The 12,632-nt window shown below is 69.2% G+C and carries 15 protein-coding genes; all 15 read left to right on the top strand.

From position 1 onward, the window contains the following. Nucleotides 1-15: 15 nt before the first annotated feature. Entirely contained in the window at nt 16-270 is a 255-nt protein-coding gene (gene rpoZ, locus ACFVWL_RS15975; protein WP_017204385.1) for a DNA-directed RNA polymerase subunit omega, read from the top strand. Between the two features lie 88 nt (nt 271-358). After that, a complete protein-coding gene (gene metK, locus ACFVWL_RS15970; RefSeq protein WP_387184771.1) occupies nt 359-1,552 on the top strand; it encodes a methionine adenosyltransferase in 1,194 nt (397 codons plus the stop codon). Nucleotides 1,553-1,568: 16 nt separating this feature from the next. Next, nucleotides 1,569-3,527 (top strand): primosomal protein N', encoded by a 1,959-nt coding sequence (locus ACFVWL_RS15965; protein WP_387184769.1) that lies wholly within the window; start codon nt 1,569-1,571, stop codon nt 3,525-3,527. Nucleotides 3,528-3,545: 18 nt separating this feature from the next. Then, complete coding sequence (fmt, locus tag ACFVWL_RS15960; RefSeq protein WP_387184767.1) at nt 3,546-4,466, top strand: methionyl-tRNA formyltransferase; 921 nt, start codon at nt 3,546-3,548, stop codon at nt 4,464-4,466. Continuing rightward, nucleotides 4,463-5,962, top strand: coding sequence for an RsmB/NOP family class I SAM-dependent RNA methyltransferase (locus ACFVWL_RS15955; RefSeq protein ID WP_387184765.1), 1,500 nt, complete (start codon nt 4,463-4,465; stop codon nt 5,960-5,962). Before fmt ends, ACFVWL_RS15955 begins: the two co-directional genes overlap by 4 nt. Before the next feature lie 4 nt (nt 5,963-5,966). Beyond that, complete coding sequence (gene rpe / locus ACFVWL_RS15950; RefSeq protein ID WP_387184762.1) at nt 5,967-6,647, top strand: ribulose-phosphate 3-epimerase; 681 nt, start codon at nt 5,967-5,969, stop codon at nt 6,645-6,647. Then, nucleotides 6,644-6,907, top strand: coding sequence for a phosphoribosyl-ATP diphosphatase (locus ACFVWL_RS15945; protein ID WP_045265324.1), 264 nt, complete (start codon nt 6,644-6,646; stop codon nt 6,905-6,907). Before rpe ends, ACFVWL_RS15945 begins: the two co-directional genes overlap by 4 nt. A 38-nt stretch (nt 6,908-6,945) precedes the next feature. After that, nucleotides 6,946-7,788, top strand: coding sequence for an ATP phosphoribosyltransferase (gene hisG / locus ACFVWL_RS15940; RefSeq protein ID WP_387184759.1), 843 nt, complete (start codon nt 6,946-6,948; stop codon nt 7,786-7,788). After that, complete coding sequence (gene hisF / locus ACFVWL_RS15935) at nt 7,788-8,549, top strand: imidazole glycerol phosphate synthase subunit HisF (protein ID WP_387184757.1); 762 nt, start codon at nt 7,788-7,790, stop codon at nt 8,547-8,549. Before hisG ends, hisF begins: the two co-directional genes overlap by 1 nt. Then, nucleotides 8,546-8,926, top strand: a complete 381-nt coding sequence (gene hisI / locus ACFVWL_RS15930) for a phosphoribosyl-AMP cyclohydrolase (protein ID WP_387184754.1) — start codon at nt 8,546-8,548, stop codon at nt 8,924-8,926. Before hisF ends, hisI begins: the two co-directional genes overlap by 4 nt. Beyond that, complete coding sequence (locus ACFVWL_RS15925; RefSeq protein ID WP_387184751.1) at nt 8,923-9,510, top strand: Trp biosynthesis-associated membrane protein; 588 nt, start codon at nt 8,923-8,925, stop codon at nt 9,508-9,510. The genes hisI and ACFVWL_RS15925 overlap by 4 nt, the downstream gene beginning before the upstream one ends. 48 nt (nt 9,511-9,558) lie before the next feature. Further along, nucleotides 9,559-9,789, top strand: coding sequence for an HGxxPAAW family protein (locus ACFVWL_RS15920; RefSeq protein ID WP_017830578.1), 231 nt, complete (start codon nt 9,559-9,561; stop codon nt 9,787-9,789). 2 nt (nt 9,790-9,791) lie between these two features. Next, nucleotides 9,792-10,562 (top strand): indole-3-glycerol phosphate synthase TrpC, encoded by a 771-nt coding sequence (trpC, locus tag ACFVWL_RS15915; protein WP_387185338.1) that lies wholly within the window; start codon nt 9,792-9,794, stop codon nt 10,560-10,562. After that, a complete protein-coding gene (gene trpB / locus ACFVWL_RS15910) occupies nt 10,562-11,830 on the top strand; it encodes a tryptophan synthase subunit beta (RefSeq protein WP_387184748.1) in 1,269 nt (422 codons plus the stop codon). Before trpC ends, trpB begins: the two co-directional genes overlap by 1 nt. Further along, entirely contained in the window at nt 11,827-12,630 is an 804-nt protein-coding gene (gene trpA, locus ACFVWL_RS15905) for a tryptophan synthase subunit alpha (RefSeq protein WP_136024900.1), read from the top strand. The genes trpB and trpA overlap by 4 nt, the downstream gene beginning before the upstream one ends. Nucleotides 12,631-12,632 lie beyond the last annotated feature (2 nt).

Here is a 12,632-nt window from a genome sequence, read left to right as displayed (position 1 = left end):
TCAGGAGGTCTCACCATGGCCGGACACAACAACGGCATCATCGATCCCCCCATCGACAACCTGCTCGACCGCGTCGACTCGAAGTACGAGCTCGTCATCTACGCCGCCAAGCGTGCGCGTCAGATCAACGACTACTACTCCGACCTGCATGAGGGAAACCTCTTCGACAACGTCGGCCCGCTCGTGGACTCGTCGGTCGAGGACAAGCCGCTCACCATCGCCCTGCACGAGATCAACGAGGACAAGCTCCGCCTGCGTCACGCAGAGTGATATTCGAGACCGCGCCTCCCGTCTGTCGGAGGCGCGGTCCAGAATGGGTGCCACACCCTCCTTCCGTCCGTCCCGTTCTGGAGTATCGATGAGCGCCCTGCGTCTGTTCACATCCGAGTCCGTCACCGAGGGGCACCCGGACAAGATCTGCGACCAGATCTCCGACAGCATCCTCGACGGCCTCATCGCGAAGGACAAGGGCTCTCGGGTGGCGGTCGAGACGCTCGTCACGACCGGCCTCGTGCATGTGGCGGGTGAGATCCGCACCGATGCCTACGTCGACATCCCCACGATCGTCCGCCACGTCGTGAACGGCATCGGGTACACCTCCAGCGACACCGGTTTCGATGGCTCATCCTGCGGCGTCAGCGTCTCGGTGGGGGAGCAGTCGACAGACATCGCCCACGGCGTCGACAGCGCACAGGAGCACCGGGACGGGTCCTCCGTCGACCCGCTCGACAGCCTCGGCGCCGGCGACCAGGGAATCATGTTCGGCTTCGCGACGAACGAGACCCCTCAGCTCATGCCGATGGCCGCCTGGACGGCACACCGTCTCGCTGAGCGTCTCACCGAGGTGCGTCGCAGTGGTGCACTGCCGTTCCTGCGCCCCGACGGCAAGACCCAGGTCACGCTCGGCTACGACGGCTTCACGCCGAAGACGGTCGATGCGGTCGTGGTCTCCACTCAGCACCACCCGGACATCTCTCAGGAAGAGCTCCAGGCGCAGGTCCGCGAGCACGTGATCGACCCGGTGCTCGAGACGACAGGCCTCGACCTCGATGACGTCACCTTCTACATCAATCCCGCTGGTCCCTTCGTGACCGGTGGCCCCAAGGGTGATGCCGGTCTCACCGGACGCAAGATCATCATCGACACCTATGGGGGGGCAGCACGCCACGGCGGCGGTGCCTTCAGCGGCAAAGACCCCTCCAAGGTCGATCGTTCCGGTGCCTACGCGACCCGGTGGGTGGCGAAGAACGCGGTGGCAGCGGGCCTCGCAGATCGTCTCGAAGTTCAGGTCGCTTATGCGATCGGCGTCGCGCGGCCGGTCGGTCTGTACGTCGAATCCTTCGGTACGGGCAAAGTGTCGGACGACGTCATCACGCGCGCGATCAACGAGGTGTTCGATCTGCGACCGCAGGCGATCATCGAGGACCTCGACCTGCTGCGTCCGATCTACGCCCAGACGGCCGCGTACGGGCATTTCGGCCGCGAGCTCCCCGACTTCACCTGGGAGCGCACCGACCGCGCCGACGAGCTGCGCCGCGCTGCCGGGCTCTGATGGGACCGCGGTCCTGATGGCTCCGGCGAGCCGGCGCATCGCGCGCGTGCTCCTCGATTCGCCCCTGCCGCAGCTCGATCGACTCTTCGACTACGCCCTCCCGGAGGAACTGGGCGACGTTCCGCTGGGGGTCCGCGTGCGGGTGCCGCTGCGCACCGCCGGCCGCGTGATCGACGGCTACGTCGTCGACATCGACACGGAAGACGACGCCGATCGCGCGCTCTCGGAGGTCGAGAGCGTGGTGTCGACGGTGCCCGTGCTTCCTGAGCGTCTGCACACCCTCGCCCGTCGTGTCGCCGACCGAGCCGCGGGTTCGGCTTCCGACGTGCTGCGGCTGGTGATCCCGAAGCGGCAGGTGCGCGTGGAGAAGGCATGGACTGCCGACACGCCCGCCGAGGTGCCTGAAGCGGATGCCCTCGCCGTGGCTGAGAGCACGGTCGACCTCTACGACGGCCTCGACGCCGTGCTCGACTCGGGTGGTCGTGCGGCGGTAGAGGCGGTTCCCCAGCTCGGCGACGGCGTGCAGGGCTGGGCCCGGTTGCTGGCGGCTTCGGCGGCGCGGATGCTCGCCGCAGGGAAGTCCTCGATCATCGTCGTCCCCGACAGTCGCGATCTCGATCGACTCCTTGCCGCGCTCGAGGCCCTCGTTCCCGCCGCTGCGGTGGTCCGTCACGACTCCCGGCAGACCAATCCCGACCGTTATCGCGGCTTCCTCCGCACGCTCGAGGATGCGCCGTGCATCGTGGTGGGAAACCGTTCGGCCGTCTACTCTCCGGTCGTGGCCGGCCTGGTCGCGATCTGGGATGACGGCGACCCGTTGCTGGGCGAACCTCTCGCCCCCTACGTCAACGCACGCGACGCGGCTCTGCTTCGTCAGGAGCTCGAGGGCTCCGCGCTGCTCTTCGCCGGCCATACTCGGACGACCGATGTGGAGCGCCTGGTCGTCCTCGGCTGGTTGCAGGACGTCAGAGCGAGACGCCGGGTGCTCCCGCGTGTCGTGCTCAGCACGCCGCAGGAGATGGAGCAGCCGACGGCGCAGCGGATGCCGTCGTCCGCTTTCCTCGCCGCGCGCACGGCTGCAGCGGAGGGCCCGGTCCTCGTACAGGTGTCGCGACCCGGTTTCTCCCCGTCGCTGGTGTGCGCGCAGTGCCGAGCTCCGGCACGATGCGCCCACTGCGGCGGTCCGCTCGGCGCGAAGCATCGAGGTGCTGTGCCGGTGTGCGCGTGGTGCGGTCGAGCCGCCAGTGCCTGGTCGTGCCCCGCGTGCGCATCGACGAAGCTGCGCCTGGCCTCGTCCGGGAGCGAACGCACCGCCGACGAGCTGGGCCGGGCGTTCCCGGGCATACGCGTGATCGTCGCGGACAGCGCGCACCCGGTGGAACGGGTCCCGGCCAAGCCGGCACTGGTCGTCGCGACCCGTGGTGCCGAGCCGATCGCCGAGGGCGGGTATCGAGCCGTCGTCCTGCTCGACGGACCCCGGATGCTGCAGGCTCCCGATCTGCGGGTCGCGGAGTCCTGCCTGCGCTGGTGGTCGAACGCATCGGCTCTCGCGGCGCCCGGTGCGCCCATCCACCTGGTCGGTGTCAACGGCGCGGCCGCGAAGGCTCTCGCGACGTGGAGTCAGGCGGCTCACGCCCGCTCGGAACTCGAGAGCAGGGCTCCGCTGCACATGCCGCCGACCACGCGGGTGGCCCTCGTGCAGGGGTCGGTCACGGCCGTCGCCGGCGCCCTCGCCGCCCTGCATGACCTCGCCCTGCCCTCGGATGCGGTGCTCGGCCCGGTCCCCGTCGACTCCGACGACGTTCCGCCGCGGGTGCGGGCGCTCGTGCGGTTCGACTACAGCGCCGGAGCTCGCGTGGCGACCGCGCTGCGCGCTGCGGTCGTCGCCGAAGCGGTGAGCGGTCGTCGCAGAAAGGGGCGTGCGACCAAGAGCACGCTCTCCGTCCGCCTCGATATCCTCGAACCAGAGCTCTGACCCTTCCGGAGAACCTTCATGCGCCTCGTCTTCGCCGGCACACCTGCCGCTGCCGTGCCCACCCTTCGTCGACTCGCGGCGTCCCATGAGATCGCCGCGGTCGTCACGCGCCCCGACGCACCCCTCGGGCGTCGTCGGATCCTGACGCCGTCACCCGTGGCTCAGGCAGCCGCCGACCTCGGGCTCCCCGTCATCAAGACGGCCCGGCTCGACGATGCCGCGACCGCCGAGATCTCAGCCCTGGATGTGGACCTCGGTGTGATCGTGGCGTACGGCGGACTGGTGCGCGAGCCATTGCTCTCCTCGCCGACGGCGGGCTGGATCAACCTGCACTTCTCCCTGCTACCCGCGTGGCGCGGCGCGGCTCCCGTTCAGCGCGCGCTGATCGCGGGGGACGAGATACTCGGTGCCAGTGTCTTCCAGCTCGTCGCGGAATTGGACGCCGGTGACGTCTTCGCGACCCGCGAGGTCGATGTACCGGAGACCGCGACCGCAGGCGAGGCGCTCGATGCCCTCGCGCTCGATGGAGCGGAACTCACCGCAGACGTCGTCTCCGCGATCGCGGACGGCACGGCGCTGGCGGTTCCCCAGGAGGGCGAGCCGACTTTCGCCGCCAAGCTCACACTCGCCGACGGACTGCTGGACTGGAGTCAGCCGCTCGAGGCCGTGTTCGCCCGGTTCCGCGGCGTGACACCCGAGCCGGGAGCCCACACGACCGTCGGCGGTCAGATGCTCAAGGTGCTCGAAGCTGTGCCTGACCCGGATGCGGAGGCGCTTGCTCCCGGTCATCTCCGTGGCACCAAGACCGCTCTCCACATCGGCACGGGCACCGGGGCGCTCGCTGTTTCGCGGGTGCAGCCCGCGGGAAAGGGAGCGATGAACGCGGTTGACTGGTGGCGTGGTCTGCGCGGGGGCGACGAACTGGTGGCCGGATCATGAGCGACCAGGGACGCAACCGCCGATCCACGCCGTCGAACGGCCGACCGCGTGGTGCGCAGGGATCGCCGGAGGGACGTCGCGCCGGTCAGCGCGGCCCCGTCCGCACCGTGCAGCCCGCGAGACGGGTGGCCTACGACGTGCTGCGCGCCGTGTCCGAGACCGACGCCTATGCGAACCTCGTCCTTCCGTCGGCGATCGCCGAGGCGCGCCTCACGCCGCAGGACGCTGCCCTCGCGACCGAGCTGACCTACGGCACGTTGCGACGGCTCGGCACGTATGACGCGATCATCGCTGCCGCGGCGGATCGTTCGCCGGACAGCATCGACCCGGCCGTCCTCGATGCGCTGCGCCTCGCGGTGCATCAGCTGCTCGCCACTCGTGTCGCTTCACACGCGGCCGTCAACGAATCCGTGAACCTCGTAGCCACGGAGTCCGGCCGGGGGGCATCGAGCTTCGCGAATGCGGTTCTCCGCCGGATCGCTCGCGAGTCGGCCGAAGACTGGCACGCTCGTATCGAGGAGCAGGCGCGCTCCGACGACGAGCGTCTGGCTCTGCGATCCGCGCACCCGGTCTGGGTGATTCGCGCCCTGCGCCGCGCTCTGGCCGCTGAGGGGCGCGGTGACGAGCTGGAGGCGCTTCTGCACGCCGACAACGCGTCGCCCGAGGTCACACTCGTCGCCCTTCCGGGATTGGCAGAGCCGGGGGAGCCCCGCCTGCCCTATGCCCCCACCGCTTTCGCGTCACCCGGAGGCGACCCACGTCGTCCGGTCGAGGAGTCCGGCGGCACCGTGCGCGTGCAGGACGAGGGCTCCCAGCTCGTGGCACTCGCGCTGGCCGGTGCCGCTCCCATCGCCGCAGGGGAGCGCTGGCTCGACCTGTGCGCCGGCCCCGGTGGCAAGACGGCTCTCCTCGCCGCGGTCGCGCGTCAGCACGACGTCACGCTGGAGGCGAACGAGATCGTCCCGGTCCGGGCGCGTCTGGTGCGTAAGGCTCTCAGGGCTGTTCCCGGAGATGTGGTGGTGCACGAGCAGGACGGGCGGGCTCTCGCCGCATCTCGACCGGGCGAGTTCGACCGCATCCTCGTCGATGCGCCCTGCACAGGCCTCGGTGCACTCCGCCGACGCCCCGAGGCACGGTGGCGGAAATCGCCGGCCGATGTCGCCGAACTCGTCCCGCTCCAGGTGGAGCTTCTCTCCGCCGCTCTCGACGCTCTCGCCCCGGGCGGCATCGTCGCCTACGTCACCTGCTCGCCGCACCTGGCCGAGACCACGGGGGTCGTGAAGGAGGTCCTACGCGACCGCGCCGACATCGTCGAGCTCGACGCGCGCGCTGCCGTCGCTGAGGTCGCCCTCTCCCCGATAGATCTCGCCGACGAGGGCCGTGTGGGGTCCGGCAGCGCTCAGCTCTGGCCGCATCGCCACGGGACGGACGCCATGTTCCTCGCACTCCTGCAGCGCTCATCCGACGAGCACACCTCACCCGGAAAGGAAGACTAGGACCGTGGACCTGCCTCGCGCCCCGCGCATCAACCCGAGCATCCTCGCCGCCGACTTCGTCAACATGCAGGCGGACCTCGCCAAGATCGCGACCGCCGACTTCGCGCACGTCGATGTGATGGACAACCACTTCGTCCCCAATCTGACGTTCGGCCCGCAGATGGTCGAGCGCATCCAGGCCACCAGCCCGATCCCGCTCGATGTGCACCTCATGATCACGGATCCCGAACGGTGGGCTCCCGAGTACGCCGAGATCGGAGCCGCGAGCGTCACCTTCCATCTCGAAGCGGCCGACGAGCCCGTCGCACTCGCTCGTCGCCTGCGTGCCATCGGTGCTCGGGCCGGAGTCGCGGTGAAGCCCGCCACGCCCGTGGAGTCGCTCTATGACGTGCTCGACGAGTTCGATCAGATCCTCGTGATGACCGTCGAGCCGGGCTTCGGGGGGCAGGGGTTCATGCCGGACACGATGCCGAAGCTGCGCGCTCTCGCCGAGGAGGCGCGTCGACGCGGATCGCAGGTGTGGCTCCAGGTCGACGGCGGCATCTCCGACCGCACGATCGAGATCGCGGCCTCCGCGGGCGCCGACACCTTCGTCGCGGGCTCGGCGGTCTACGGTGCCGATGATGTCGAGGCGGCCGTCACCCGGCTGAGAGACCTCGCCAGAGCCGCTAGCCTGGAACCGTGAAGACTTTCGACGAGCTGTTCGCCGAGCTCAGCGTCAAGGCAGAGACTCGCCCTGCGGGATCGGGGACGGTCGCCGAGCTCGACGGCGGCGTGCACACGATCGGCAAGAAGATCGTGGAAGAGGCCGCCGAGGTGTGGATGGCGTCGGAGTACGAGTCCGACGAAGCCGCCGCGGAGGAGATCTCCCAACTGCTGTACCACGTCCAGGTGATGATGCTCGCGAAGGGTCTCAGCCTGCAGGACGTCTACCGACATCTGTGATGCGCTCCGTTCCGATCACCCCGAACTGAAAGCCATCCATGCTGCGCATCGCCGTTCCCAACAAGGGCTCGCTCTCCGAGACCGCCGCCGACATGCTCGCCGAGGCGGGCTACGCCGGTCGACGCGACCCCAAGACCCTTCATGTCATCGACGCCGAGAACGACGTCGAGTTCTTCTTCCTCCGACCCAAGGACATCGCGACCTATGTCGGCTCCGGTGCGATCGATGTGGGCATCACGGGACGTGACCTGCTCCTGGACGCCCGCATGCCGGGCGCCCGGGAGATCGAGGCGCTCGGCTTCGCCGGCTCCACGTTCCGTTTCGCCGCTCCGACGGGCCGCTACACCGATGTGACCGAGCTCGACGGTCTGCGCATCGCCACCTCGTACCCCGGTCTGGTCGACGCGTTCCTCGACGAGCGCGACATCGCGGTGGACCTGGTGCCGCTGGACGGGGCCGTGGAATCCGCGGTGCGTCTGGGTGTCGCCGACGCTGTCGCCGACGTCGTCGAGACCGGGACGACGCTTCGTCAGGCCGGGCTCGAGGTGTTCGGCCCGGTCATCCTCGAGTCGGAGGCCGTGCTCATCGCCGGGCCCGTCGATGCCGAGGGCGCGGATACACTCCTTCGCCGTCTTCGCGGCGTCATGGTCGCCCGGCGGTTCGTGATGATCGACTATGATCTGCCGGTCGCGCTCCTCGACGACGCCGTGAAGATCGCCGGCGGCGTCGAGTCGCCGACCGTCTCGCCGCTGCGCGACCCCGAGTGGGTGGCCGTGCGCGTCATGGTGGCGCGCTCGCGCGTCAACCCCGTGATGGATGCGCTCTATGCGCTGGGTGCGCGGGCCATCCTGGTCACCGCGATCCACAACGCGAGGCTCTGATGGCACTCGCCAGTCGTGTCATCCCCTGTCTCGACGTGGCCGACGGTCGCGTGGTCAAGGGCGTCAACTTCGAGAATCTGCGAGACATGGGAGACCCCGTCGAGCTCGCCAGGCACTATGCCGCCCAGGGCGCCGACGAGATCACCTTCCTCGATGTCACGGCGACGGTCGATGCGCGCGCCACGACGTACGACGTCGTGCAGCGCACTGCCGAGCAGGTGTTCGTGCCGCTGACCGTCGGCGGGGGAGTGCGCAGCGTCGACGACGTGGCTCGCCTTCTCTCCGTGGGGGCGGACAAGGTCGGCGTCAACTCCGCCGCGATCGCGCGGCCGGAGCTGATCGGAGAGATCGCCGACCGGTTCGGTGCGCAGGTGCTCGTGCTGTCGCTCGATGTGAAGCGTGCGCCGACGACCCCCTCGGGCTTCGTGGTCACGACGCACGGTGGCCGCACCCAGACCACCCTCGACGCTCTCGACTGGGCGCGGGAGGCCGCCGAACGCGGGGCGGGCGAGCTGCTCGTGAACTCGATCGACGCCGACGGCACGCGCGACGGCTTCGACTTGGAGCTCGTCCGACTGATGCGGGAGGCGGCCTCCGTGCCGGTCATCGCCTCGGGTGGCGCGGGCCGAGCATCCGACTTCGCGCCGGCGATCAAGGCCGGTGCCGACGCAGTGCTGGCTGCGAGCGTCTTCCACACGGGCGCGCTCACTGTCGGAGACGTCAAGGACGCGCTTCGCGCGGAAGGAGTTCTCGTTCGATGACAGACGCAGAAGCGCAGGCGACTCCTGTCGACGAGCGCATCGCCCAGGTGGTCTTCAACGCCGACAGCCTGGCACCCGTGATCGTGCAGCAGTGGGACACGCGCGAGGTGCTCATGCTCGCGTGGGTCGATGCGGAAGCCCTTCGACGCACCCTGACCTCTGGGCGAGCGACGTACTGGTCGCGCTCTCGCCAGGAGTACTGGCGCAAGGGAGACACCTCCGGTCACATCCAGGTGGTGCATGAGGCGCGTCTGGACTGCGACGGGGATGCGATCCTGCTCCTCGTGGCGCAGACCGGTCCGGCGTGCCACACCGGCACACGTACCTGCTTCGACACGAACGACCTCGAGGCGATCGCCGGGACGGATCAGTCATGACCTTCGCGCAGCGCGGCCGCTCCCTGTCCGTCTCCGGCTTCCTTCTCGCCGGTGCGATCGGCATCATCTCGTCGACCCAGACGTGGCTGACGGTCGAGCGCGCAGACGCGGGCGAGGCCATCCTGGTTCCCGGCGCGTCCGCCCTCGTACTGCTCGCTCCGCTCAGCCTCGCGGTGCTGGCCCTCGGCGCGGCGCTGTCGATCTCCGGCAAGGCCGTCCGACTCGTGTTCGGAGTGCTCGCGGCCGCGACGGCCCTGTTCCTCGGCTGGTCGACACTCCAGCTGCTGCTCGCCGAGCCCTTCGACGCCGTCTCGGCCACCGTCACCGAGGTGACCGGACTCGCCGGCGGCGCGGCGGTCCATGAAGTCGTGGCGAGCATCGTCCCGTCCGCCTGGCCCTACATCGCCCTCGTGGGATGGGTGATCCTGTTGGTCGCCTCGGTCGTGGTCCTGACGACGTGGCGGGGCTGGAAGGTCGGAGGGCGTCGCTACCGCACCGACCATGTCGAGGTCGTACATGACGGCCCCGTCGATGCCGTGGACTCCTGGGACGAGCTGTCCCGGGGAACCGATCCGACGCGCTGACCCCGATAGACTGATTCCGAACTGCACGTCGTCCCCCCGGAGGAGAACATGACTAACCCGATCGCCGACCCCGGCCACGGACACTCGCCTGCAGCCTGGACCGCCGTCGTGATCATGCTGGTCGGCGTCGCCGCCGGCACGGTCGCCTTCTGCTTCGAGCAGCCTGCCCTCGTCGTCGCTTCGGTCGCGCTCATCCCGATCGGCGCGATCGTCGGCTGGGTGCTCGCGAAGGCCGGTTACGGCGTGAAGGGTCCGAAGTACGCTCCGAAGGCGCACTAATGGTGCTCGCCGACCTGACGGCCGGCGCTGTCGCAGACGCTGAGCGTCGCGCCCTGTCGCGCCCGCTGGCCACTCTCGAACGAGAAGCTCTCGCACGCCCAGCGGCCAAGGACGCCCTGTCGTTCCTGGCTCCGGCGGATCGGGTGAAGATCATCGCCGAGGTCAAGCGGGCGAGCCCGTCGCGGGGTGCTCTCGCGGACATCCCCGATCCCGCGCTGCAGGCATCGCTGTATGAGACGGGCGGAGCCTCCGCGATCAGCGTCCTCACGGAGGAGCGTCGTTTCGGTGGCAGCCTCGCCGATCTCGAGGCCGTCACAGCCAGGGTCTCGCTTCCGGTGCTGCGCAAGGACTTCATCGCCACCCGCTACCAGGTGCTCGAAGCACGTGCGGCGGGAGCAGACCTCGTTCTGCTGATCGTCGCGGGGCTCGAACCCGATGTCCTGCGCGATCTCTTCGGTTTCATCGGCGAGCTGGGCATGACGCCCCTCGTCGAGACGCATTCCGCTGACGAGCTCGAAGCGGCGATCGACCTCGGAGCGCCTCTGATCGGCGTGAATGCGCGTGACCTCAAGACGCTTGAACTCGACCGCGATCTCTTCGGGCGCCTGGTCGATCGCATCCCCGACACGGCCGTGAAGATCGCGGAGTCGGCGGTGCTGACTCCCGCCGACGTCGTGCACTACCGTTCCGCGGGCGCCGACGTCGTCCTGATCGGCGAGGCGCTCGTGACCGGCGACCCCGTCGCCACCCTCAAGATCTTCCTGGAGGCATGATGAGCCTGCGCGACCAGCACGGACCTTTCTTCGGTGAGTTCGGCGGGCGTTTCATGCCCGAGTCGCTCATCGCCGCGATCGACGAACTGACCGTGGCCTACGAGGCGGCGATCGTCGATCCGGACTTCCGTGCCGAGCTTGCGCATCTGCTCAGCTCGTATGCCGGGCGCCCCTCCGCGATCACCGAGGTGCCGCGGTTCGCGGAGCACGCCGGTGGTGCGCGCATCTTCCTCAAGCGTGAAGACCTCAACCACACCGGGTCACACAAGATCAACAACGTGCTCGGGCAGGCACTGCTCACCCAGCGCCTCGGCAAGACCCGCGTGATCGCCGAGACGGGTGCCGGTCAGCACGGTGTCGCGACCGCGACCGCGGCGGCGCTGTTCGGCCTGGACTGCACCATCTACATGGGCGAGGTCGACACCGAGCGCCAGGCACTCAACGTGGCGCGCATGCGTCTTCTCGGCGCAGAGGTGGTCCCGGTGACGTCCGGATCGCGCACGCTCAAGGACGCGATCAACGACGCCTACCGTGACTGGGTGGCGTCGGTCGAGACCACGAACTACATCTTCGGCACCGCGGCAGGACCGCACCCGTTCCCGGCGATGGTCCGCGACTTCCAGAAGATCATCGGCGAAGAGGCACGTGCGCAGTTGCTCGACGAGGTCGGCAGGCTCCCCGATGCCGTCGTGGCGTGCGTGGGCGGCGGATCTAACGCGATCGGCATGTTCGACGCGTTCCTCGATGACGCGGACGTCAAGCTCTACGGTGTCGAAGCGGCCGGCGACGGCGTCGACACGGAGAAGCACGCGGCCTCGATCGAGCGCGGCCGCCCCGGCGTGCTGCACGGCGCGAAGACCTACGTCCTCCAGGATGCGGACGGGCAGACGATCGAATCGCACTCGATCTCCGCCGGACTCGATTACCCTGGCGTCGGTCCGGAGCACTCCTGGCTCGCTGATATCGGTCGGGCCGAGTACATCCCGGCCACCGATGACGAGGCGATGCAGGCGCTGCGTCTGCTCAGCCGCACCGAGGGGATCATCCCTGCCATCGAGTCGGCGCATGCCCTTGCCGGTGCACTGCGCATCGGTCGCGGGCTCGGCACCGACGGACTGATCGCCGTCTGCCTGTCCGGCCGCGGCGACAAGGACATGGACACCGCGGCGCGCTACTTCCAGCTCTACGACGAGGCCGCACTGGCCCACGACGCCACCGAGGAGAGCGAAGAGGAAGAACTGGCCGCGAAGGGGGAGCCGCAGCTATGAGCCGTGTCGAACAGGCGATCCAGCGCGCCCAGGACGCAGGGCGAAGTGCCTTCGTCGGCTACCTGCCCGTCGGCTTCCCCGACCTCGAGACGAGCATCCAGGCGGCTATCGCCCTCGCCGAGAACGGCGTCGACATCATCGAGCTGGGCCCGCCCTACAGCGATCCGGTGATGGACGGCGCGATCATCCAGGAGGCGACGACCAAGGCCTTGGCCGCGGGCTTCCGGATGGCCGATCTCTTCACGGCGATTCGTGCCATCACGGCGGCGACGGACGTTCCGGTGCTCGTGATGACCTATTGGAACCCGGTGATGCAGTACGGCATCGATCGTTACGCGGACGACCTGCTCGCCGCGGGAGGAGCCGGCCTCATCACTCCCGACATCACACCCGATGCGGCAGGGGAGTGGATCGCCGCCAGCGAGCGGACCGGCCTCGACCGTGTCTTCCTTGCGGCTCCCACGTCCTCCGACGAGCGCCTGGACCTGGTCGTGAAGTCGTCCACCGGATTCGTCTACACCGTCTCGACCATGGGCATCACGGGGGAGCGCACCGAACTCGACCGCGCGGCCCGCACCCTGGTCGGCCGCCTCCGCGCGCACGGGGCTCACCGTGCCTGCGTGGGGATCGGCATCTCCACCGCCGAGCAGATCGCCGGAGTATCGGAGTACGCCGACGGCGCGATCGTCGGCACAGCACTCGTCCGTGCCCTGCGCGACGGCGGAGTACCCGCCCTCGCCGAAGTCACCCGCAACCTGGCCTCCGGCACCTCGTCGGCACGCCCCGATCACGAGAACTAGAA

The organism is Microbacterium sp. NPDC058269 (assembly GCF_042881445.1).
Lineage (GTDB): Bacteria > Actinomycetota > Actinomycetes > Actinomycetales > Microbacteriaceae > Microbacterium.
This window is presented reverse-complemented; position numbering and strand designations above follow the sequence as displayed.